At 68.6% G+C, this 23307-nt stretch carries 15 protein-coding genes; 9 read left to right on the top strand and 6 right to left on the bottom strand.

Annotated elements, in window-relative coordinates; all coding sequences use genetic code 11:
* Window positions 1-141 precede the first annotated feature (141 nt).
* The 5 genes from SSQG_RS14455 to SSQG_RS14435 all read right to left on the bottom strand — a co-directional run bounded on the left by SSQG_RS14455 (window position 142) and on the right by SSQG_RS14435 (window position 8356).
* On the bottom strand, window positions 142-3135 hold the full coding sequence (locus SSQG_RS14455) for a Z1 domain-containing protein (RefSeq protein WP_039932714.1): 2994 nt from the start codon (window positions 3133-3135) through the stop codon (window positions 142-144).
* Between the two features lie 55 nt (window positions 3136-3190).
* On the bottom strand, window positions 3191-4744 hold the full coding sequence (locus SSQG_RS14450; protein WP_003990511.1) for an ATP-binding protein: 1554 nt from the start codon (window positions 4742-4744) through the stop codon (window positions 3191-3193).
* Between the two features lie 690 nt (window positions 4745-5434).
* Window positions 5435-5635: a DUF5988 family protein gene (locus SSQG_RS14445; protein ID WP_003990510.1), complete on the bottom strand. Its 201-nt coding sequence runs from the start codon at window positions 5633-5635 to the stop codon at window positions 5435-5437.
* 60 nt (window positions 5636-5695) lie between these two features.
* On the bottom strand, window positions 5696-6715 hold the full coding sequence (locus tag SSQG_RS14440) for an SEC-C domain-containing protein (RefSeq protein WP_003990509.1): 1020 nt from the start codon (window positions 6713-6715) through the stop codon (window positions 5696-5698).
* A 165-nt stretch (window positions 6716-6880) separates the two neighbouring features.
* Window positions 6881-8356 carry a beta-1,6-galactanase gene (locus tag SSQG_RS14435; protein ID WP_039932712.1) on the bottom strand — a complete coding sequence of 492 codons (1476 nt, stop codon included), beginning with the start codon at window positions 8354-8356 and terminating at the stop codon, window positions 6881-6883.
* Between the two features lie 232 nt (window positions 8357-8588).
* Between SSQG_RS14435 and SSQG_RS14430 the strand changes: the two genes are divergently transcribed.
* The 9 genes from SSQG_RS14430 to SSQG_RS14390 all read left to right on the top strand — a co-directional run bounded on the left by SSQG_RS14430 (window position 8589) and on the right by SSQG_RS14390 (window position 22230).
* Entirely contained in the window at window positions 8589-8900 is a 312-nt protein-coding gene (locus SSQG_RS14430) for a DUF6412 domain-containing protein (protein WP_003990507.1), read from the top strand.
* An 86-nt stretch (window positions 8901-8986) separates the two neighbouring features.
* Window positions 8987-9697 carry a YidC/Oxa1 family membrane protein insertase gene (locus tag SSQG_RS14425; RefSeq protein WP_039932710.1) on the top strand — a complete coding sequence of 237 codons (711 nt, stop codon included), beginning with the start codon at window positions 8987-8989 and terminating at the stop codon, window positions 9695-9697.
* Between the two features lie 194 nt (window positions 9698-9891).
* A complete protein-coding gene (locus tag SSQG_RS14420; protein WP_039932708.1) occupies window positions 9892-11328 on the top strand; it encodes a lipase/acyltransferase domain-containing protein in 1437 nt (478 codons plus the stop codon).
* Between the two features lie 71 nt (window positions 11329-11399).
* The gene (locus tag SSQG_RS38200) at window positions 11400-16685 is read left to right on the top strand and encodes a tetratricopeptide repeat protein (RefSeq protein ID WP_158681043.1); all 5286 of its coding nucleotides are present in this window, start codon (window positions 11400-11402) and stop codon (window positions 16683-16685) included.
* A gap of 148 nt (window positions 16686-16833) precedes the next feature.
* On the top strand, window positions 16834-17691 hold the full coding sequence (locus tag SSQG_RS14410; RefSeq protein ID WP_003990503.1) for a fumarylacetoacetate hydrolase family protein: 858 nt from the start codon (window positions 16834-16836) through the stop codon (window positions 17689-17691).
* 286 nt (window positions 17692-17977) lie between these two features.
* A complete protein-coding gene (locus SSQG_RS38195; protein WP_052310279.1) occupies window positions 17978-19834 on the top strand; it encodes a serine/threonine-protein kinase in 1857 nt (618 codons plus the stop codon).
* Between the two features lie 107 nt (window positions 19835-19941).
* Entirely contained in the window at window positions 19942-20427 is a 486-nt protein-coding gene (locus SSQG_RS14400) for a hypothetical protein (protein WP_158681041.1), read from the top strand.
* Between the two features lie 205 nt (window positions 20428-20632).
* Window positions 20633-20962 (top strand): hypothetical protein, encoded by a 330-nt coding sequence (locus SSQG_RS41355; RefSeq protein ID WP_158681039.1) that lies wholly within the window; start codon window positions 20633-20635, stop codon window positions 20960-20962.
* Entirely contained in the window at window positions 20959-22230 is a 1272-nt protein-coding gene (locus tag SSQG_RS14390) for a hypothetical protein (protein ID WP_039932702.1), read from the top strand. The genes SSQG_RS41355 and SSQG_RS14390 overlap by 4 nt, the downstream gene beginning before the upstream one ends.
* Window positions 22231-22249: 19 nt before the next feature.
* Here the strand turns inward: SSQG_RS14390 and SSQG_RS14385 are convergent, their stop codons facing one another.
* Window positions 22250-23116, bottom strand: coding sequence for an LLM class F420-dependent oxidoreductase (locus tag SSQG_RS14385; protein ID WP_003990499.1), 867 nt, complete (start codon window positions 23114-23116; stop codon window positions 22250-22252).
* Window positions 23117-23307: the final 191 nt, after the last annotated feature.

Here is a 23307-nt window from a genome sequence, read left to right as displayed (position 1 = left end):
GTCCGAAGACCGCTCTACGTTTCCCTTCGCCCCCGCCCGCTATGCGCCTGCGGACCGTCCGATCTGCACGACCGGCCGGAACGGCTTTGTCCTCGAGTGACCGCCCCTCGCGGGGCGGCCCTGACGTTGAGGAGGCGGAACTCAGAACGAACTCGTTGGAATTGTTGCGTCATAGGCGTACCTCGAGTTCTTGGCGCGGAAGCGCACCAAGCGCCGGTCGGCGCTCATGGCGGAGGTAGGCGGGATCAAGGTGAACGCCATCACGATCTTCGACGGATCGGCAGAGCCGTTCCGCACGACCGCCTGCACGTCGCTGTGGCTGTCCCCCTCCACAACGGGGTACAGGAGTGCCACTCCCGTCGTAGAACCGATGCCGGTGCTCTCACCGGGGCGCCCCTCAGCCAATGAGCGCGCTGTATCGATCAGGCGCTGGCCCGCAGTGCGGTGTTCGACACTGGCGATGCGGCCGAAGGAGGTCTTGCCGGTTTGTCGGCTTCGGCGGGCGAGGGACAGTGGCAGAGATCCGAGCACGCGGGCCTCTACGCGAGTGTTCGCTGCTAGGCGAGGGGAGATGAGGAGCCAGTCATCCACCTTCCCGAGCTTTCCGTCGAGCTGGCTGAGGTACGTCAGGTGTGGGTCGAAGTGCCCTGGACGTTCCCATTCGAGCTGAGACAGCACGCTGACGAGGTCACTGTGCGAGACGGTTCCGGTCAGCGCCTCGAAGGTTCGCATGAGCGAGCTGGAATTGTCCGGCGGATTGGTGAACATAGCCGGGGCTGCGTTGAGTGAGTCCAGCAGGGGACGCCAGCGCTCTGTGTTCCGCTTGAGTGCCGCGTTGTTCTCCGGGTACGCCGCGGGCTCAATGGGACGGCCAGGTGATCGAATCTCCACCAGCTCCGCGTTGAACATCTTGTTGCGGGCCGAAGGCCTGATCCAAGGCAGGTGCTGGGCCACAAGGGGAGGCACTTGCATCGGTGTTATCTGCGGCTGCCCATCGACCACTGCGGCGTATTGCGCCAGTTGCTCCCGGAACGTCTCTTCGTCACGGCAGATCGCTTCGTAAGCCTCGTACAGATCGGCATACCTATTGCGGCCGAAGGGCTCCTCTCGTCCGATGTAGAGCCGGACCAGGTCCCGGTAACCGGGTCGGAAGCCGAACCAGCGTCCCATCTGCATCAAGGTGTCGGCTTGCTGGGTGGTGCGCCGGTAGTAGGTGATGGTCAGGCCTTCTACGGTGAACCCGCGAGAGAGCTTCGTTCCGCCCACCAAGATCTTCCAGACGTGCGGTGTCCGGTCGAAGTCGAGGTTCAGCTGATCGAAGTAGCGGTCGGAGTCCCCATTTACGACGATGACTGGCTGCCCCCCTGAGCCGATGCGCTGACGTGCGGCATTCACGTAGGGACGCAGTCCCTCATAGGAGGGAGGAGCAGGGAGGTCCGACGCACGTGCCTCACTGACTTGAGCGAAGTCCGAAGCCCAGAGCGCGGCAAGGCGTTCGTGGCCGGCGGCCGAGCTGTAACCCGCCTGATGCCACATGGAATTGATACGCAACGCGAGATCCGCGTGATCGTCTTTCCGCACCGACTGATGGGCGAGCATCGTGTGGTGCCGGAACGGGCCGCCATCCACACCGTGGTCAGCCCGGTACAGCTTTAGAGCACCAGACAGGACGAAGGCGTCCATGGCCTCTTGAAGACGGTCCCCCGTCGACTCATAGATGTCCCGGATGTGTGCCTTCTCCTGGGAGTTGACGTACGTGCGTTCATCTCGGGGTATCGCCGAGTCCAAGTCGTGGAAGTCCTGAGCGCCCATGTACCCGGAAGGACGAGGAAGCGAGATCAGGAAATCGCTGGGGAAGATGTCCTCGTCGTCACCAGGGTCGATGAAGACGTTGGCGAAGGGGGTGGCCGTGTAGCCAACGTACTGCGCGCGCGGCAACAGGTTCAGGAGCTGCGAGAGCAGCCCATTGATGGCAGTCCGCTCAGTGCTGCCCTGCTCCCACTTCTTAGGATCCAGGGTGTTGACGGACGCCTGGTCGGACTCGTCATCAATGATCAGGGCGGGCAGTTCACCGAGCAGTCCGTGAATCTGCTTGAGGTCTTTGACGAGCTTGGTGAGGACAGACTTGTTTTTCTTCACCACAAGGATGCGGGCCGCTGCGTGGTGGAGGTTCGCTGGATCATGTAGCGGGCGGGTCGGTTCGCGCTTTTCGAACTCAAGGGCTCGGATACCTTGCGCCAGGCTCTTGTAGTCGTTGTCGCGAGTCGTCAGACGCTCGATGTCAAACGCGCCAAGCACAGACGGGCGTGCGCCGTGCTGGACGAAGTCGTCCCAGTCCTCGTCGTCGCCAACGTAGTCCACGCCTACGAGGGAGTCCAGGTCCGTGATATCCGCCCCTCGCAGGATGTTCTCCTGCCCGATGAGTTCCATGTCGAGGCGGCGCTGGGTCTGAGCGCGCAGCAGGTTGAGCGTGCCGCCCAGCACGATGACGAGGCGGTAGCCGGCGTCGATCGCCTTGGCTGCGACGCCAGTGAAGTTCGCTGTCTTGCCTGACTGTACGTATCCGACGACCAGGCCCTTCGCCTGTCGGGCTGCCGGTTGTTCGGGATCGGTGAGGCGTTCCACGACTGCCCGACTTGCTTCATCGAGGCTCGCTATCGCAGCGTCGGACCACCCCTTGGCGCGAAGCTTCTGCTCGTACGACGTCCAATAGAAAGAACGGGCGGCAGCTCGATCGGCGGTGTACCACGGGGTGAATTCACGCGTGATTACTGTGGGGCCAGGGATTTTCGCGACGGGTACGGAGTCATCCAGCGCCTTCCGCAAATCATTGCCAAACCGCAGCCGGTCATACACGGCTGTTCGCCGTTCATCAGTGCGGGCAGGTGTTGCAAGCGCCCACTGAGGTTCTTCGGCGAAGTCCCAGGCGGTGAGGTGACGGCTCCATAGGGCTCTGAGTGCCTCGTCGCCGTTGACGAGGTAGGTGTGGAAAAGTTCCTCACTCAGGTCGGCGTCGGGATAGTCCTCGTCGGCTGCGACGGCAGCCCAACGCGCGAAGTGCCGGGGGGCGTTCATCATGCCGGCCAGCGCATGGGTGTGAATTTCAAGGAGCACCTTGGCTGGGGTGTCACTCATGTGAAGAAGTCCTCAGTCCGCATCAAAGTGAGACAGGAATGACTGCGCGCTTGTGTCAGGAGAGCTGCTGCGCCCGCCGCATGCGCTGGGCATCTACGGAAGCCAGGAGGATGGTGTTCCAGTAGTCCAGACGGTCTTGGCGGCTACGCTCCCAGCGCCCCAGCCCGAAACAGTCCTCAAGAAGCAGGTACAGCAAGGTCTTCGCGACCGGGGCGTCGTTCGCACCGCCACGCCTGCCGTCGTTGAAGTCTTCCCGGTAGGCGTTGTTGAGGATGACCGCATTGCGCTCGCGGTCAAGGTCGAAAAACTGGTTCGGCGGAAGCACACCCCACGTGAAGGTGATCGGCTCCTCGCCCGGTTTCTCGGGCAGTTCTTCCTTGATCACTCGCTTGACTCTTGGATCCAGGCCCTTGCCTGGGGGAGTGACAGGCTTGCGGACGATCTCGTTTCGCCTGGAACCGTCCCTGTAGGCAGTCTCAGCGTCCAGCAGGTAACTCCGGAACATGTGTCCCTTGGCGTCCACGGCCTTGTCGAGGCCGTCCGTGAAGGCTGGAGTGACGGTGACGCTCTCCTTCTTCACATCGAGGCTCAGAACGTTGTTCTCGTGAGACGGAAGGTCGACGGCGACTCTGGCGAGAACGTGATGCCCCTCTGGGTTTCGCCAGCCGTTCCATCCACCCGCCTGCACGAGCCGGTCGTTCCGGTAAAAGTAGAAGCCTTGTCTTTCCGTGAGTGACCCGATCTGGCGGAAGCCCGCCTGCTTGGACTTGGCAGGCCAGATGTGGGCGGTGAGACAAAGCTCCCCAAGGCCTTCCACTGGGGCCTGGAACTTGCGGGGGTAACCCGGCTTGCCCGGCACCTTGTAACCGAACGGGTCCAGGGCTTCTACGGCGATGTGGTCCACTTCCTCGCCGAGTCCACGCTCTCCGCTGCCTACGTCCCACACGGCTATGTCTAGCTTCAGGCCGCGCTGCAGATACCGGTGCAGGTAGAGCCCAAGGTGGGTCTCGAGGCGAGCAATCGCCTTTGACAGGAACTGGTCGCTCTGGCCGCGCGCGACGGTCTCGAAGGCCCGCACGCCATCCCAGCGGACGACGGTTCCCTGCCACTCGATGACCCCGTCATAACGGTCAACGAGATCCTGCGCGTACAGCGGGTCGACGGTGTCGCAGCGGAAGCTGTCCTCGATGCCCTCCGCGGTAAGGCGCCGTCCCGCAGCTCGGCTTCTCCTAGTGCGGCTGACCACGGTGAGCGACGAAGCATGGGAGAGTGAAGCGGCCTTCAGGCCTGTGCCGTACATGCCCAGGGCGCCCTCGCCGTAGTCACGGCGGCGCCCCACCGTCATCGCGGCATCCAGCCCTGCCTCGTCCATGCCCTTGCCGTTGTCGATGATCAACAACGTGAGAATCCGGTCGGCATCACGCAGGAAGTGCACGACGATCGTGTCTGCGTCGGCATCGATGGAGTTGTCGATGAGGTCAGCTACGGCGACCTCGAAGCCATAACCCTGGTTGGTCAGAGCCCTGCCGTAGCCCGCATCTGGAGGCAAGTGCGTGCTGCCGGTCGTGGGGACGTTGTACTGCCAGTCGGCGCCGGGCTCGTAGGGCATGCTTCCTCAAATGCACAGGTCAGAGACTGCGTTACGAAGTAGCAGCCCCTTACATCCAACGGGGAGTGTGACCGTACTGCAAAGATTGGACATAGGGGAGGCAGATGCCGAACAGGGGCGATAAGTCCCTTATTTTCCGGCAGCTTTGGCCAAGGATGTTCCTTGAATATCCTACTTTGCAGGTGTTCGCTGTCTGTAATGGAGCGTGTGCAAGCTGGGTTGGCTGAGAGGAACCGACGGCTGTGCCGAGGCCGAGTCCAGTCTGGGACCGCCCGCTTCCCGGCCAGTGTCGTGCCTCCACGCCCCGCCTCAAGGGCGCTTCACTCCGCTGCGCTGCGTTCCGCGTCGGCTGCGCCGATGGCCCTTCGGGCTCACCCTTGACCCGGGCCTCTCAAGCACGCGATAGAAGCGAGCGGGCGGCCCGGGGGAGTGGGGGTCGGAGGTGGGGGGGGGCGGTGCTGGAGGCTGTTCTGCCCGGGGGCGGAGACGGTGCGCGGCAGGTTTTCGGCGCACGCCGGGTCGTCTCGGCGGTTGGCAGGCCGGCCAGGTGGCAGGCGGTTGTGGTCGGGCCGGGGTGGCTGTCGGTGACTGGCGGTGACGGCTGACGGGCCCGGTGTGGCTAGCAGTGGCGGCTGGGTCTTGTGGGTATCGGCCGGTGCGCCCCGGGGTCGGTCGTGGTGCGCGGCCCCGCTACTCCGCGACCTCCGTCCGTTCCCACCAGCGATACACCGTCGCCGACCCCTCCTCGGTGTCTTCGTGGCGGGTGGTGACCTTGTAGTGCTCGTAGCCGCCGCGGTGGGGGATCTTGAGTTCTTGGCCGGGCGGGGTGACCGGGACGATCTTGCCTGTCAGATCGTCCGGTCCGCCGTCCAGGAGTGCTTTGGTGGTCATACGTCCATTTTGCCCCGTGAGGGGGTGGCGCATTCTGCGGGGCGGGGTCTCCGGTTCTTGTCAGGCTGCGACCGCGCCGTGGCACTGGCCGTAGGGGCGGCCCGAGCCGCACCAGCAAGCCGATCCCTGCTGCGGGGGCCAGGCCACCGCTCGGCCCCGGGCCGCCAGGGTCGTCGCGTACTGGGGGAGCAGGGTGGGGTCGGACGGGGAGGAGAGTTCCGAGGCTGCGAAGGCCTCGTAGGAGGGGACCGTGCCGGTGACGATGCCCAGGTTGGGGGTGCCGGACGAGGCCAGCTCTCGCAGGGCGGCCTCTATGGTCGCGAGGTGGGTCTCGTGCGAGGGGTATTCCGAGGCGAGCGCCGGATACGCCTCCAGGAGTTCCGTGAGCTCCGTCGCCGGCCAGTGGAGGATCGCCACCGGGAACGGGCGGGAGAGGGCCTCGCGGTAGGCGCCCAGTTCCGCTCGGAGGCGGTGGATCTCCGCTTCCAGTTCTGCCGGGTTCTCCGAGCCCAGGGACCACACGCGCTTCGGGTCGTGGAGTTCGTCCAGGGAGACGGGGAGGGAGTGGACCGAGTCGGCCAGGGCGTCCCACTCGTCGTGGGGCGTGCCCAGCATGCGGCGGACCCGGTGACGGCCGAAGAGGAGGGGGTGGGTCGGCTGCGGGGGCTGCGGGACGTCGGTCAGGAGGTGGCGGACGGCCTCCGTGAACGTGTCGTGCGCCGCTTCCAACTCGTCGTGGTTCTCCAGGGCCTCCGCGGCGATCACCCAGGGGGCCGGGTCTCCGGGCGCGGCCGCCCGGACGCCCTCGATGATCGCTCTGGCCTCGGCCTCGTGGCCGTACTCCCAGAGGTTCGAGGCCTTCAGGGCGCGGACCAGGTGGGGGTTCTCCAGGGTGACGGTGGAGGACAGCAGGCGGTCGTAGAGAGCCGTGGCCTCGGGGCGGGCGCCGGAGAGTTCCAGGTGGGCCGCGGCGCGCAGCAGCAGGGCCTCGGCGTCCTCGGGGTAAAGGCCGGCGGTCCGCTCCAGGCGTGCCGCCTCGGCGGTGTGGTCGACGTTCTCGGCAGGCGTGTCGGGGCGCATGGGGGACACCGTACTGCCGGGAGGTGACGAGCGTGAGAGATGCGCAGGCCAGACCATCCGACCTCCCGATTTCCCCTGCTCGCCCACCCCGGCTTCACGGTTCGCCCCGAACCGCTGCCGTGCCGACGCCGGCCTACGCCGATGCCGGTCTACGCCAACGCCGGCCTACAGCGTCACTCCGTCTACCTGGAGTGTCTGGACCGACTTCGCCGCGAAGGGGACGCTTACCGACTTTCCGTTCAGGCGGATGTCTGAGTGCGGTGTGTAGAGGTCGCCGCCGCCCGTCGTCACGGTGTTCCAGCGGGGGACCGCTCCTCCCGAGCCGCCCGTCACCGTGGAGAAGCGGGAGAGGTCGAAGGTGAGGGTCTGGGCGGAGGTGGAGGTGTTGACCGCCACCAGGACCAGGCGGCGGGCTGTCGCGTCGTAGGCCGCCACCGCGTAGCTCACTCCCGTGTCCAGGATGGTCATGCCGGGGCGGATGTGGCGGCTGAACTGGGCCAGTACGTAGTGCTTCGTCTGGACCGTCGTCGGCTGGAGCGTGTTCGCGTCGTAGGCGATCATCGCCCAGCCCGTCGACGGATCCATGACCTGCCAGTAACACCATGCCGTGGGGTGCAGCCAGCGGAAGTCGTAGCAGAGGTTCGACGCCAGGGTGAGGCCCGTGCCGTCGCTGTCGCCCGTCTCGGAGTTCCACAGCTTCTTGCGGGACGTCGTCACCACGTCCGTGTAGAGGAGGTCGCGACGGCCGCCCGAACCCTGGTAGCCGTGCACGTTGACCTGGGAGACCAGGGCTTTCGTGGCGGAGTCGAAGGACGACCATGTCGAGCGGGCGGTGTCGTAGTTCGTCTCGTCCGACGCCGCGATGCGGATGCTCGTCAGTCCGCGTTTGTCCAACTCGCTGCGCATGTACGGGAGTACCGCCGCCTGGACCGCCGGGTCCATGTGGCAGCCCTCCTGGGTGCCGGTCGCCGTCCACCAGGTGGAGGCCGGCTCGTTGAAGGGGTCGACCGTCGCGAAGTTCACGCCCCAGTTGTTGCGGGCGTAGAGGGCCGTCGCCGCGAGGTGGGAGGCGTGCTGGCGGTAGTTCCAGGTCTGGAGGTTGTTGCCGCCGTTCGCGGCGCCCGACGGGTTGTGGTTGGAGCACATCCACCACATGGGGGAGTTGGCGAAGAGTTCGGTGATCGCGCCGCGCTGGGTCGCCTTCACGAGCATCGCGCGCTGGTTGGCGTCCGCCGACCACTTCCAGGCGGAGGAGGTGGGATCCTCATTGTTCCAGTCCTGCCAGAAGCCCTCGATCTGCTTGAAGCCGGGGATGTTGGGCGACTTCACCATCGTCTCGCCGCCGACGCTGTTCCAGCTGGACGCGCCGAGGTTGTAGCGGGCGATGTTGAGGCCCAGGCCGGGGAGGGAACGGCCGCTGTACGTCACCGACTTGGTGGTGAAGAAGAGGTCCGCGAAGTCGTCCCGGGCGCCGAAGACGCCCGCCCACCAGGCGAGGGAGGTGCCCCAGCCCTCCCAGGTGCCGTACGTGGTCGACGGGTTGACGGCGATCGTGGCGTCCGCGTGCGCGGTGCCCGTCGCGAGGGCGCTGCCGAGGAACGTACCCCCTGCTGCGGCCAGCAGGGATCTGCGTCGTATCACGGCTCCTCCGTAGGGGAACGTGGGGGGATCCGGGGCAGGCGCCCGTCCCCCGGTCCGGCGTCGCGGGTTGGCCCGCTCGTGGCATCGAGAAGCATCGGGCGTGGCAGGTGTGTTGTCGAGAGTTGTGACAGCCCTTTCTCAATCCCGTGTACGAAGTCCCGGACCCGCTCGGGAGGGTGATCCTGTATAACCGACAGCAGGGCATACGGACGTACGAGAGGGAGGGCAGCCGATGAACCGTAACTGGGCGAGTCCGCGTCCCGCTCTCGTGCTGCTCTTCCTGGTCGTGGAAGTGGCCCTGCTCGACACCGGCAGCCTCTCCGCCACCGTCGCCCTCGCCGCGACCGCCGCCGCCTCGGCCGCACTCGCGGTGTGCGCCCTCCTCGGCTCGCGCTGCGCGCCCGCCGTGCCGCGTACCCGTGTGCGTACGGCCATCCGCGACCGTGATCTGCGTACGGCCTTCCTGCCTCAACGCGACCCCGACGCCAGGGGGCGCACCCGGCCCCGGGCACCCGGTCACGCCCTCCGGGCGACCGTCGCGTAGGGGCGCTTCCACCTAGCTGACCCCGCGCGGGTCGTCATGCCGCCATGCTCCTTTCCGGCACGACGAGACCCCCGGAGGGCTCACCCATGTCCGTCTTCGCCAACCTGGTCGAGCAACTCGCCGACCTCCTTCAGCCGCTGTTCGGCGCCTCCGCGGCCGCCGCCGCGATCGTCCTGTTCACCGCGCTCGTACGACTCCTCGTCCACCCCCTGTCCCGGGCCGCCGCGCGCGGTCAGAAGGCCCGGACCGCGCTCCAGCCGAAGATCGCCGAGCTGCGGAAGAAGCACGGGAAGAACCCCGAGAAGCTCCAGCGGGCCGTACTGGAACTGCACGCCGAGGAGAAGGTGTCGCCGCTCGCCGGCTGCCTGCCCGGGCTGCTCCAGGTGCCCGCCTTCTTCCTGCTCTACCACCTGTTCTCCAGCGACACGATCGGCGGGGAGACCAACGAGCTGCTCGGCCACCAGCTGCTCGCCGCGCCGCTGGGTGGACGGTGGGCGGACGCGCTCCAGGCCGGTCCGTTCGGTGGTGCGGGGCTCGTGTACGCCGGGCTGTTCGTCGTCGTCGCGTGCGTCGCCGTGTTCAGTTACCGGCTGAGCAAGCGCATGATGGCGGCCAACCCGGCCGTGCAGGTCAGTGGCGGGGAGCAGATGCCGGGCGTGGGAGCAGTGACCAAGGTGATGCCGTTCATGTCCTTCTTCACGCTCATCACCGTGGCGGTGGTGCCGCTGGCCGCCGCGCTGTACGTGGTGACCAGTACGACGTGGAGTGTGGTGGAGCGGGCTGCCCTCTACCGGTAGTCGCCGGCAGGGTCCGCATAGGCCGGGTCTGCATAGGCCGGGTCTGCATAGGTCGGGTCTGCATGGACAGTGCAAGCCGAGGAGTTTCGAAAGGATGATATTCCCGGAACTTCCGGCGCCCGGCTTCCCGTTGCTGGTAGAAGAAGCCCCATGGCCGGGGCCGTGGGACGCGGCCCGGGTGGGAGGCGGGGGAAATGGGACGCAGGCATCTGGTGTACGTGCTGCCCGGAATCGGTGGCAGCGTGCTGGAACGGCCCGAGGAAGGCGCCGAGCGGTCGAAGGTGGTGTGGGACGCGGGCTTCGGTGACATCGCCGGCCTGCTGTCCCGGCCGCACCGACTGGCGGTGGACGAACCGCTGCGGGCGGTGGGGCTGATCGGCTCCAAGCGGCTGCTGCCGGGCTGGACCGTCGTCCCCGGCTACGAACGGCTGGTGGCGAATCTCCAGGCCCTGCCCGGTGCGGTCGTCGACACCGGGCATCCGGACCGGCGTGACCCGGCCGCGAACGTGGTGCTGTTCCCGTACGACTTCCGTCTCGGCGTCAGGCATGCCGCGAAGCTGCTCGCGGCCGACGTCCACGACCGGCTGAAGGACCTCGCCCCGTCCGAGCGGGCGGGCCGGGTCGTGGTGGTCGCCCACTCGATGGGCGGTCTGGTCGCCCGGTACTGGCTGGGCCCACTCGAAGGCTGGCCGCTGTGCCGGGCCCTGATCACTCTGGGGACCCCTCACCGCGGCGCCCCCAAGGCCTTGCAACTGCTGGCCAACGGCGTACGGGTGGCGGGGGTCCGGCTGGCCCCGGTGAGCGACCTGCTGGGCCAGTGGCCATCGGTCAGCGAATTGCTGCCCCGCTACCCGATGGTCTGGGACACAGCCTCCGCGGCTCCCCTCTACCCCCACGATGTGCCTCTGGACAGCCTGCGCCCCCTGGCGAAGCAGGGTTTCGCGCTGCACGAGGAGATCGAGCAGGCGTGGCAGGAGATGCCGCGCAGCGGGGCCGAGCCGCAGGTGGTGCCCCGGCTGGGCTGGAGCCACCGCACCGCGGGCTCGGCGGTGTGGGACGGCCGCGCACTGAAGGTCAGCAAGAAGCTGCCGGACTGGCTGGAGCTGGCGGGCTGGGAGGAGGACCACGGCGACGGCACCGTACCGGCGATCTCCGCCGTCCCGGTGGAGATGGACGGCCACGACACCTCCGGCTGGCGGGCCCGCGACCGCCACGGCCCGATCGTCTCCGCCGACTGGGTACCCGACCTGGTCCAGGTCTACGAGGAACGGCAGCGGCTGTCCGCGGCCCGCGGCGAAGAACGCGAGGCCGCCCTCGGCCTGGATCTGGACGAACTCCACCCGCAGGGTTGCGCGATCCCGCTTCAGGCGCAGTTACGCGGGGACAGCCTGCCGCCGGAGGCCACCACCGACCCGGGTGGGCTCGCGGTGTGGGCCTCGCTGCGCCCGGTGCACGGCCCTCGGGCCGTGGTCGCGGAAAGGCGACTGGAATGGGACCGTGACCGGGGTAGCTACGTCACCGAACTGCCCGGCCCGGAGCCCGGCCTGTATGACGTGCGGGTGAGTGTGCGGGCCGTGCCCGGCGTCGGTGACCTGTCGGCGTCCGACACCCTCGCGGTGGTGGCCCCATGAGAGCCCTCACGTCCACCGGTTCGTGGCCCCGCTGGTCCCTCGAAGGGGAACCGGCCGCGCTGGCCAAGTACGTGCTGCCCGACGAGGTCGCCGCCCTGCTCCACCTGCCCGGGCCCCCTGCCGACAGCCGACTCGGGCAGGCCCAGGCCGTCTACGAGGCGGTGGCCGGTGCCGGGATCACCTACTCCCACGAAGCGCCCTCCGACGATCCCGGTCGGCAGGTCATCCGCCAGCCCGGCGAGGTGCTGTGGTGCCCCAAGCACGCCACCTGCCTGGACCTCGCCCTGATCCTGGCCGGCGCCTGCCTCCACTCCGGCCTGCATCCCCTCGTCCTCGTCCTCGACCCACCTCAGCCGGGGCGCGCAGCGCATGCCCTTCTGGGCGTGTGGATCGACGAGCCCGACGGCATCCGTCCGCCGGATGCGGATGTATGGGACGGCCGCCCCGACGGCTTCGACGAACTCGTCCAGGCCGACCTGACGGGACCGTCGAGGCCGCTGTTGCTGATCGACCCGGTCGGCGTCGCGCGCGCCCTGCCCTCCTCACCCATCCTCGGCACCGGTGCCGCTTTCGCCGAGGCGGCTGCCGCCGGCGCCCGCTACGCCCGTGACTGGACCTGGCGCCTCGCCGTCGACATCCGCCGTGCCTGGCGCGAACGCGACACCCACACCCCGGCCGACCGCCCCGACGACCAGCCGCTGCGCCCGCCGTACGTGGCGCTGGACCCAGCGGTCCACCGACCCTTGCAAGCGCTACGGGCCGAGCACGCGGTCGTGCCCTTCCAGGCCCGGGACGAGCTGACCATCCTCACCCACTGGTGCCACACGGTAGCGATGGGGGCCTACACCGGCGTCACCGTCGTCCATGGCGTCGGTGGCGCGGGCAAGACCCGGCTCGCCCTGGAACTCGCCCACCAACTGGCGACCCGGCACGGCTGGTACACCGGCTACCTGCGCGAGCGTCCGACCGGGTGGGACTGGCTCGGCACCGTCGTCTCACCGACCCTCATCGTCCTCGACTACGCCGACGCCCGCACCGCCGACGCCGAACAGCTCCTGACCATCCTCAAACGCCGCATCGACAGCGGCGCGGCACCCGCGATCGTCGTCATGACCGCCCGCGCCATCGACGGCCAGTGGCTCACGGCCCTGCGCGGAACGTGGAACCGCGACGGTCACCTTGTCCGCGAGAGTGCCCCTCTCCACCTGCCGCCCGAACACCCCGCTGGCGCGGCCCTCTTCCGCCGCGCCGCCCGCACTTTCCACCATGGTCCCGATGACGACCTCGACCTCGATGCCGCCGACCGGGCCGCCCCCACCGACTGGACCACTCTCGACCACGTCCTGCTGGCCCTGCTGGCAGCCCGCAGTCCCAGCCGACTGCCCACCACGCGTCAGGACCTCTACGAAGAAGTCCTCACCCATGAACACACCTACTGGGCCCAGACCTACAGAAAGAACGCAAGGCTCGGCCGAGACGCCGATGCGCCCCTGGACGTCCTGAACCGGGCCGTCGCCAGCCTCACCCTGCGCGCACCCACCACACGCAAAGCGATCAACGTCGCACTGTGCGCCGTGGAGGAGCTTGCCGACGCCGCCGAATGGCGCGAGACCGTCCGCACCACCCTGACGACTTGCCTGCAGCCCGGCCCCGACGAACCCCTCGTCCTGCGCCCAGACCCGATCGCCGACCACCTCACCCTCCATCAACTCCACGACGACGAAGACCTGCTCCCCGGCATCCTGTACGGCCTCGACGACGATCGTCTCCTGGCCGCCCTGCGCCAGCTCAACCGCGCCGCCATGGCCGCGCCCGACAGCGCCGCACGCATGGTGAAGGCCTGGGCCAGTGTTGGTGCAGACCGATGGAGACCCGTCCTCCAGGTCGCCGCAGAACAAGGCGGTACCGCGCTGACCGCTCTCCACCAGCTCGTCGACGACGAGCCGACGGTGCCCTGGCTCGACGATCTCGCCGACGCCATTCCCTTCACGACGATCGGTCTGCCCGAACTCGGTCTGCAGGCCGACCTTCGGCGCCTGTCGATCTTGCGGGCCGATGGCGCGACCCACCCCGCTGCGTTAGCTCGACAGCTCCAGCGCACCAGCCATCGTGAAGTCGCTGTCGGGGACTGGCGGGCGGCTCTCGGTTACATCACCGAAGCCGTCGAGATCTGCCGCGCCCTTGCCCAGGTCAGTCCGGCTGCCTATCTGCCCGAGCTCGCCATGTCCCTGAACAGCCTCTCCAGCTGTCAGGGTGGGGTCGGGGACGACCGGGAGGCGGCGCTAGCCTCAGCCACTGAAGCTGTCGACGCCTACCGTGCTCTTGCTCAGGAGAGCCCGGAGGCCCATCTGTCCGATCTCGCTTCGTCTCTGAACAACCTCTCCGTCCAGCAGAGTGAGACGGGGGACCGGTATGGGGCGTTGGCCTCGATCACTGAAGCCGTACAGATCCGCCGTGCTCTTGCTCAGGAGAGCCCGGAGGCCCATCTGTCCGATCTCGCTTCGTCTCTGAACAACCTCTCCGTCCAGCAGAGTGAGACGGGGGACCGGTATGGGGCGTTGGCCTCGATCACTGAAGCCGTACAGATCCGCCGCGTCCTTGCTCAGGAGAGCCCGGCTGCCTACCTGTCCGACCTCGCTGCCTCCCTCAACAACCTCTCTGGCTACCAGGGTGGGGTCGGGGACCGGCAGGCGGCGCTGGCTTCGATCACTGAAGCTGTCGACCACTACCGCGCTCTTGCTCAGGTCAGTCCGGCTGCCTACCTCGCCGACCTCGCCATGTCCTTGAACAACCTCTCCGTCCAGCAGGGTGAGGTGGGGGACCGGGCGGCGGCGCTGGCTTCGATCACTGAAGCCGTTGAGATTCGCCGCGCTCTTGCTCAGGTCAGCCCGGCCGCCCATCTGCCCGACCTCGCCTCGTCCCTGAACAACCTCGCCATCCGGCAGAGTGAGAGCGGGGATCGGGAGGGGGCGCTGGCTTCGATCACTGAAGCCGTTGAGATCCGCCGCGCTCTTGCTCAGGAGAGCCCGGCTGCACACCTGCCTGACTTCGCCGGGTCCCTGAACAACCTCTCCAATCGGCAGGGTGAGGTCGGGGAGCGGGAGGCGGCGCTGGCTTCGATCACTGAAGCTGTCGACCACTACCGCGCTCTTGCTCAGGTCAGCCCAGATGCCTACTTGCCGGACCTTGCCGGGTCCCTGAACAACCTCTCCAACCGGCAGGGTGCGACGGGGGATCGGGAGGCGGCGCTGGCTTCGATCACTGAAGCTGTCGACCACTACCGCGCTCTTGCTCAGGTCAGCCCAGATGCCTTCCTGCCCGACCTCGCCATGTCCCTGAACAACCTCTCCGGTTGTCAGAGGGAGGTCGGGGATCGGGGGGCGGCGCTGGCTTCGATCACTGAAGCTGTCGACCACTACCGCGCTCTTGCTCAGGTCACCCCGGATGCCTTCCTGCCCAACCTCGCTACGTCCCTGAACAACCTCTCCGGTTGTCAGAGGGAGGTCGGGGATCGGGGGGCGGCGCTGGCTTCGATCACTGAAGCTGTCGACTCCTACCGTGCTCTTGCTCAGGTCAGCCCAGATGCCTACCTACCTGACCTCGCGATGTCCCTGAACAATCTCTCCATCGAGCAGGGTGAGGCCGGGGAGCGGCACGCGGCATTGGCTTCGATCACTGAAGCCGTTGAGATCCGCCGCGCTCTTGCTCAGGCCAACGCTGCTGCCTACCTTCCTGATCTCGCCACGTCCCTGAACAATCTCTCCGTCCGGCAGAGTGAGGTCGGGGACCGGCAGGCGGCGCTGGTCTCGGTCACTGAAGCTGTCGGCCATTTCCGGGTCCTTACTCAGGAGAGCCCGGCTGCCTTCCTGTCCGACCTCGCGATGTCCCTGAACAATCTCTCCGGCTGTCAGCATGACGCTGGGGACGCGGAGGGGGCGCTGGCCTCGATCACTGAAGCTGTTGAGATCCGCCGTGCTCTTGCTCAGGTCAGCCCGGCTGCCTATCTACCTGACCTCGCGATGTCCCTGAACAATCTCTCCATCGAGCAGGGTGAGGCCGGGGAGCGGCACGCGGCGCTGGCTTCGATCACTGAAGCTGTTGAGATCCGCCGCGCTCTTGCTCAGGTCAACCCGGCTGCCCACCTGCCTGACTTCGCCGGGTCTCTGAGTACCCTCTCCAACTGTCAGGGTGAGGTCGGGGATCGGGAGGCGGCGCTGGCTTCGATCACTGAAGCTGTTGAGATCCGCCGCACCCTTGCTCAGGCCAACCCGGTTGCCTATCTACCCGACCTCGCCACGTCCCTGAAGGACCTGTCCGACCGGCACAGTGAGATGGGCGTCGTCTCTTCCGCCTGGGGGGACACCATCACCGACCTGGGACTCCACCCACTTGCCCAAGCGGAACTCCGAGCCCACTACGCCGCGTACCTCGCCACACACGCCGACTCCAGTCTTGCCGTAGAAGAATTGGTCCGGGCGGCGCAGGCCTGCGCTGTCGGCGACCCGTCACCCCTGAGCCGCGCCAGGCGGCGGGTACGGACGGCCGCAACGAGCCTCGGCATCCAGGATCCGCGACTTCCCGACTGGGCCGTAGACCCCCTCCCCGACCACATCTGGGACCTTCTCCTCCAATGGGCCCAGGCCACCCACTGGCCCGCCGTCGAAGCCTTCCTGCACACGCATGCCGACCTGCTCCGGCAACCGGACTTCCGCCATCACCTGGAACTGGCAGCGGCCCTCCTCCCCGAGGAGCCGGCTATCGACAACCTCACCAACGTCCTCGGCCAGGTCGATGCCGAAGGCCTCGACAGCATCCTGGAACGTGAAAGGCACAACCACGCGGTCCGGCAGACGCTCTACGAGTGGATCGCGACCCCCACCTGGACGGAGTCCAAAGACTTCCTCGTCGAGCACCACAGCACCCTGAGCACACCGGAAGTCCAGGCACTGCTCGCCGGAACAGATGACCCCGAAGCACGCCGGCACCTGGCCATCCTCCAGCTCGCGGAAACCCTCTCTCACGACCAGGCCTACGAGATCGTCACGGACCCGGACGTCGCGACCGAGCGCGCCTTCACCGCCGTCGACCAGGCAGATATCCCGCTCCTGTATCGCGTCCTCGCCGCCGGCCAGGACCTGCTCACCGGCATCACCGGGGCGTTCTTCGCCACCGTGGCCGCCGTGGCCAGTGGCGACACCGACCAGGCACGCCGACTCGCCCAGGCCATCGCCGAGCATGGCACCGACACCCAGCGCCGTGCCTACGCGATCCGGCTCCGAACCCTCGCCCGGCTCGCCCCCGAACTGGCCGAAGCGGGCGAACTGGCGGACACCATCCACCCCGACGAGCCCTCCTGATCAATGTTGCTCCGACGGTCCAGTACGTGAACTGGGTATTGCGGAGTGACCTCGCAGCTTGGAGGATCGACCAGTCCTCCGATGGCTGCCCCGCCGCATCCGGGCCGCACGCCTCCGGCGGGCGCCCGCGATCGAGGGAGACGTGATCATGAAGCTGCTGCGAGTCGGTACGGCGGGGGCGGAGCGGCCCGCGCTGCTCGACGCCGAGGGGGTTCTGCGGGACCTGTCGGGCGTCGTCGCGGACATCGACGGTGCGCTGCTCGCGGACGAGGAGGCGCTGGGCCGGATCCGTGCCGCCGCCGACTCCGGCGAGCTGCCCGTCCTGGATGCCACCGGGTTGCGGGTCGGGCCGCCGCTGGGGCGGATCGGCAAGATCGTCTGCATCGGGCTGAACTACCACGACCACGCGCGCGAGACCGGCGCCGAGCCGCCCTCCGAGCCCGTGCTCTTCATGAAGGCCCCGGACACGGTGGTCGGGCCGAACGACACGGTGCTCGTGCCGCGCGCGTCCCGCAAGACCGACTGGGAGGTCGAGCTGGCCGTCGTCATCGGGCGTACGGCCAGGTATCTGGAGTCCGCGGAGGAAGGGCTCGCGCACGTCGCCGGGTACGCGGTGGCGCACGACGTGTCCGAGCGGGAGTTCCAGATCGAGCGGGGCGGGACCTGGGACAAGGGGAAGAACTGCGAGACGTTCAATCCGCTCGGGCCGTGGCTGGTGACGGCGGACGAGGTGCCGGATCCGCAGCGGCTGTCGCTGCGGCTGTGGGTCAACGGGGAGTTGAAGCAGGACGGGACGACCGCCGAGCAGATCTTCCCGGTGGGGGAGGTCGTGCGGTACCTCAGTCACTTCATGACGCTGTATCCCGGGGATGTCATCAACACCGGGACGCCGGCGGGGGTGGCGCTGGGGGAGCCTGAGCCGAAGCCGTTCCTTCGGGCCGGGGATGTGGTGGAGCTGGAGATCGAGGGGCTCGGGCGGCAGCGACAGGAGTTCAAGGACGCGTAGGCGCTCCGCTGATCGAGCCGGGGAACTGCCGTTCGCCGGCGCTGCCGTTCGTCGGCGGCTGCCGACGGCCTATGGCGCGCGGACAACGGGCCGGCGTGCGCTCCCGGCGCGGTTGTGCGCGGTAGGGGCGCGCGCCAGGTGTGCGCTCCTATTCGGGTGTTCACGACGCTCAACGTGTGGAAATCAGCCAGTACGGTTGGCGTGCGGGTGGGCTGATTCAGGGCGCGCTCCGGGGGCGGTTTGTGCGTGAGGGTTTCGCACCCTGACGCGGAACGGGGGGAGCGCCATGCGGGTACTCGCCGGGCGGTACGAGCTGATCGAAGAAGCAGGGCGTGGCGGTATGGGCCAGGTCTGGCGCGCCACGGACCGGGAGCTCGGTCGTCCGGTCGCTGTGAAGCTCCTGCCGCCGGAGCTGACCAGGCACGAGGAGTTCCGGGTCCGGTTCCGCCGGGAGGCCCGTACCGTTGCCTCGCTCAGCCACCGCAACATCGCCGTCCTGCATGACGTCGGTGAGGACGTCCGGGACGGCGAGACGACTCCTTTCCTCATCATGGAGTTCATCGACGGCCGCACCCTGGCGGACGCCCTGGCCGAGGGGCCGTTCACGGTCGAGCGGGCCCTCGCCGTCAGCCAGGGGATCGCCGAGGCCCTGGCCCACAGCCACGGGCGGGGCCTGGTTCACCGGGACATCAAGCCCTCCAACGTCATGCTCACCGCCGAAGGCGGGGTGAAGGTCCTGGACTTCGGGATCTCCAAGGTGGTGGCGGAGACCACCACCCGCCTGACGGCGACCGGAATGACCGTCGGGACCCCTGCTTATCTGTCACCGGAGCAGCTGACGGGTGAAGCGATCGACGGTCGCTCCGATCAGTACGCCACGGGCTGCCTTCTGTACGAACTGCTCACCGGACGCCCGCCTTTCATCGGCGACTCCCCGTTCGCCGTGATGCACCAGCACATCAGCAAGGAGCCTGTCGGCCCGTCCAGGCTGCGGCCGCAGATCCCGGCGGCGGTCGACGCCGTCGTGCTCCGGGCGCTGTCGAAGGACCGTGAGCAACGCTTCGCCGGCATGGGCGAGATGCAGCGGGCTCTGGCCCTCGCGGGGACAGAAGCCCCTGCCCTGCCGGCGGCCCCGCCAGTCCCGCCGGCCCCGCCACTCGGGGCGGGGCCCGGGCGGACGATGCTGGCCGAACAGCAGACCCAGGCCGCATCGCTGCCGGCGCAGGCGGCTGCCACCCCGGCGGCTGCCACCTCCCCGGCGGCTGCCACCTCCCCGGCGCCTCCCACCACCCCGACGCCTCCCACCACCCCAGCGCCTCCCACCGTCCCGGACGAGGCGGCGACCACCCACGGCGATCAGGCACCGGCCGCACCATCGGCGGCGACCGCCAGCGGTCCCGGCCGGACGGACTCCGCCGCCCCACCGTCCGCGCGCAGATGGCGCCGCCTTCCGGGCGGGAACCGCGTCGTTGCCCTCCTGGGGATCGTGGTCTCGGCCGTGGTCGTCCTCGGCCACCAGGACCTACAGCCGGTGAGCGGCTTCCTCGTACCGTTGTCGGCGGTCGCCGCCCTCGGACTGGTCGCGTTCCGCTGGTGCCCCGTGACATCCGCCCTTCTGTGGTGGGGAGCCGGCGCCTTGGTCATCGCGGGCGTCACCGCCGGGGCAGCGGTCGAGGAGAGCGACTACGCCTTCGTACACGAAGACGACTTCGACGGCCCTCTCTACTACTACGGCATCTACTACAAGAACTACTACGAACTGGACGAGGACCCCTCGGGTCACACACTGTTCCAGGAGGGGTACGACGGTGGGTACGAGCCCGCGTCGGCCATGGTCTCCCTGGACTACACGGGGCACGCCACGATGTCCCTCCTGGCTGCTCCGGTCCTCGTCCTCGCCGCGCTGTGCCTGGTCCGGACCCTGCGCCCCCGGCGGCACTCGGCTCTTGTGGCGGCCTCCGGCATCACGCTGGCCGGGCTGGGGGTCAGCTGGCTGGCTTTCGGATCGCATGCCCAGGTGACAGCGTTCTCCGTCGCCTGGGGCCTGACCGCACTCGTGGCTCTCGTCCAGGAGTTGCGTGGCCGCGACCGCGGGTCGGGCCCGCGTCTGCGACGCCGTCTCCGGCTCGTGGTCGCCGAGTAGAGAAGGCCCGCACGCCGCGGGGCGGGCAGTGTCCCGGCTTCTTCTGACAGAAAGACAGGGCTCAGCTCATGACGTTCTCACGTGTGCGCAGGCTCGCAGGAGCAGCATTGGTCGCAGTGGTCGTCGCGGGATGCGGAGGAGGCTCCGAAGAACCCTCTCCGCCCAGTTCACCGCCCTCCACGGAACCGAGTGACGAGATCACCGATCCGCCGCCGCCCCCCGAACCGACTGACGACATCACGGAGCGGCCCTCGCCCACCGCACCGGAGACCCCGCCGTCAGCGACGTTCGAAGCGCCGCAGGGCTTCGTGCCGAGCGAACTGGTCGGCGAGTGGGACGGGGACGGCACGTCCGTGCGCTTCGACAAGATCCGCTTCTCCGACGACGGCGGTGTGCGCCTCCTTTACAACAGCGGCCTCGTGCTCGACGGAACAGCGGTGGTCGAAGGCACCTCCATGACTCTGTATGTGCCGGGAGGGCCCATCCCGTACGCACACTGGTCGATCGAGCAATTCGACGCCGGCTACGGATACGTCTTCGAGAACCTGAAGCTGGACGGGAGCAGTTATGTCCGCCAGATCGCCGGTGGCTGACATGACCGTCACCGGTGCGTTCCGCGCGGTGCTCTGCATCGCCCTGCTGCTCGGGAGCGTCACGGCCTGCGTCTCACCAGGCGATGCGCCCGGCCCGGGTCCCACGACCAGTGCGGCCCCACGCACACCGGCGCCGCGGACCACCGATGCCGCCACGGGGCAACAGGTGCTTCCCCAGGGCCTCGTCGGAAGGTGGCAGAGCGACGTGAAGGACAGCGACGCCAGCCTCACCTATCGCTTCCGGGCCGATGGCGACTACACGTTCGTGGGCGTCCTCGCGTACGACTCCCCGGACGGCATCGTCCAGGTCACCCGCACCTCGGAAGGCGCGGCACGGGTCGAAGGGGCGCGGCTCGTCCTGAAACCCACGAGAGCCGCCACATCCCGCCGGGACCCGAGCGATCCGCAGGGCGACTACGTGGCGAGGCCGGCCCCGCTCACCACCGAGCGTCACACATGGGAGGTGACGGGCGATGTCCTCGCTCTCACCGACAAGGAGGGGCTGAAGGTCACGTACGAGCGGCGGTCGCCGTGAACCCGTCGACCTCGCGGTTCAGTCTCCGTATCCGGGTCCAGATCTGCCTGCTCGTCGTCATCTCCGCGGCGACCCCCCTGTCCGCCTGGGCGTTCAGCGAGGCGTCCGGGACGTACCAGGAAGCGGTGCGCCAGGAGATCACGCGTCAGGAGACGCTGCTGGACGATGTGCGCACGGTGTACACGGACGACGCGTCTCTCGCCTTCAACGTGGCCGCGGCCTCGGCGCGCGCCGACGCGCTGCGGCCGGTCCGTCATGAGAGCAGGACCGCCGCGGCGGAGTACGAGATCGCCGCCCAGACCGCGTTCACTCTGCGCGGCGCGGCCGATTCCGGGAGCCTTCTGAACGACGCCTACCGCCACGAGAACCTCGGCTACGACCTACCCCGCCGACTCGCGGACCTGCAGCGGGACAAACCCAAGCCCTACGGACTCGCTCCAGAGGCGACGATGCGGTCCGGGGACGTGTGGGTCAGGTGGGGGCTCGTGTTCGCCGCGCTCGTCGGCCTGGCCGTGCTCGCCGGTGTGGCCGCCGCGAACGTCGTGCGGCCGCACGCCCTGCGCAGGCCGCCGGGTCCTGACCGCCGCCGCGTCGTCAGGGATCTGCAGCTCATCCCTCAGCCGGCCGTCCCGCCCAGCGGTGAGAGCCGCCTCGCCACGCTGCTCAATCTGTTCGTCGTGGTTCTGCTGATGGTGCTTCCCCTCGGGGGGATCTACGCGGCGGGCGTCGAACAGCGGGCCCAGGCCGAGGCGGCCCGCAAGGCGACCCAGCTCGGTACGGCCGCCCTGGCCTACGGCCAGCGCATGGCGTTCCTCGACGGAAGCCGCCGAACGGCGGAGCTTGCCGAACTCCAGGCGATGGCCCGCGAACGCGCCTCACTGGAAACCGGGGTCACGCCCGCTCAAGCACGGCACGAGCGAGTGGTGGCCGTGGTCGAGACACGTGCCGCGGAGCGCGTGCGCAGGATCGCCGATTACATGGGGCGTCCTCCCACACGCGCCGACCGCGTCGACGCCGCAGCGGTGATGGCCTTGGGCAAGGAATCCGAGCACCTGCTGTCAGGTCTTCGGACCGAACAGAAGCGCCAGGTGGGCCTGGCGGACCGGGCCAGCAGCCGCGGCCTGTATCTCGGCGCGGCGGCCGCCATCACCGCCGTGGCGGAGATGCTGGTCGCCGCCGCTGTCTCCGACGGGCGCCAGAGGTGGCTGCTGTGGCCGGTGACCGCCGCGGCCTGCTCGACCCTTCTGACCGTCATGGCCCTGCTCTGAACCGCGCCCCGGGAAGGAGTCAGCCGAGCAGCGTCGCCAGGTCGCGCCACGCCTTCCTCGGGAGGGCGTCGCGCGGCTGGTCGTCGACCACCTGGAGGGCCACGTGGTCCGCGCCCGCCTCGAAGAACGTGTCGATCTTGGCGCGGATCGCCGTGTCGTCGCCCCAGGCGAACAGGGCGTCGACCAGGCGGTCGCTGCCACCGTCCGCCAGGTCGTCCTCGGTGAAGCCGTGGCGGAGGAAGTTGTTGGTGTAGTTCGGCAGCGGCAGGTAGAAGCCGAGGAACTCGCGGGCGAGGGCGCGGGCTCGGACCGGGTCCGTCTCCGGAACCACCGCCAGCTCGGGGGCGAGCAGGGGGCCCTCGCCGAGGAGTTCGCGGGCGTGGGCGGTGTGCTCGGGCGTGACCAGGTAGGGGATCGCACCGGCGGAGCGGTCGCGCGTCAGCTTGAGGCTCTTCGGACCGAGCGCGGCCAGGACGCGGCGCTCCGCGGGCAGTCCGGCGGCGTCCAGGCCGTCCAGGTAGGAGACCAGGGCCGAGTACGGGCGGCGGTACTGCTCCGCCCGCTTGGCGTGGCTGACGCCGAGGCCGAGGAGGAAACGGCCGGGATGGGTGGCCTCCAGCTCGGCGAAGCTCGCGGCGGTGGCGTCCGGTTCGTGCTCCCAGATGCTCTGGATGCTGGTGCCGACGATGAGCCGCGAGGTCGCCTCGATCAGCGGGGCGGCGTTGGCGGCGGAGGTGTTGCCGCCCAGCCAGACGGCGCCGTAGCCGAGCTCCTCCAGTTCGGCGGCGGCCTCGGCGAGTTCGCCGCGCCGGTCCGGGTCCTCCGAGCGCAGTCCCACGCTCCAGATGCCGTAGCGGCCGATGGTGTCCTTCAGGGCGGTGGTCATCGGTCGGAATCCCTCCGGTCGGGCGCCGTGTCGATCACGCGTACAGCGGTTCCAACCGGAGGGACCCGGCGGTAATTCCACCGCCACCGCTCCTGGCGCCGCGGCACGCAACGTTTGCCCGGCGAGGAGCGGCGTCCGGTGCGGCGAGTGGGGGTACCCCCTGCTCGAAGGGCTTGGGGGAGCGTGCCGGG

It is taken from the genome of Streptomyces viridochromogenes DSM 40736 (assembly GCF_000158955.1).
GTDB classification, from domain to species: Bacteria; Actinomycetota; Actinomycetes; order Streptomycetales; family Streptomycetaceae; genus Streptomyces; species Streptomyces venetus.
Note: the sequence above shows the minus strand (reverse complement) of the source record. Positions and strands in the feature narration are given on the sequence as shown.

Bases quoted from the DNA above. Each gene is read 5' to 3' on its own strand.
- SSQG_RS14445 (WP_003990510.1), bottom strand. From the start codon at position 5,635: ATGACCACCAAAGCACTCCTGGACGGCGGACCGGACGATCTGACAGGC.
- SSQG_RS38195 (WP_052310279.1), top strand. From the start codon at position 17,978: ATGCGGGTACTCGCCGGGCGGTACGAGCTGATCGAAGAAGCAGGGCGT.
- SSQG_RS14410 (WP_003990503.1), top strand. From the start codon at position 16,834: ATGAAGCTGCTGCGAGTCGGTACGGCGGGGGCGGAGCGGCCCGCGCTG.
- SSQG_RS14430 (WP_003990507.1), top strand. From the start codon at position 8,589: ATGAACCGTAACTGGGCGAGTCCGCGTCCCGCTCTCGTGCTGCTCTTC.
- SSQG_RS14425 (WP_039932710.1), top strand. From the start codon at position 8,987: ATGTCCGTCTTCGCCAACCTGGTCGAGCAACTCGCCGACCTCCTTCAG.
- SSQG_RS14450 (WP_003990511.1), bottom strand. From the start codon at position 4,744: ATGCCCTACGAGCCCGGCGCCGACTGGCAGTACAACGTCCCCACGACC.
- SSQG_RS14440 (WP_003990509.1), bottom strand. From the start codon at position 6,715: ATGCGCCCCGACACGCCTGCCGAGAACGTCGACCACACCGCCGAGGCG.
- SSQG_RS14420 (WP_039932708.1), top strand. From the start codon at position 9,892: ATGGGACGCAGGCATCTGGTGTACGTGCTGCCCGGAATCGGTGGCAGC.
- SSQG_RS14455 (WP_039932714.1), bottom strand. From the start codon at position 3,135: ATGAGTGACACCCCAGCCAAGGTGCTCCTTGAAATTCACACCCATGCG.
- SSQG_RS14385 (WP_003990499.1), bottom strand. From the start codon at position 23,116: ATGACCACCGCCCTGAAGGACACCATCGGCCGCTACGGCATCTGGAGC.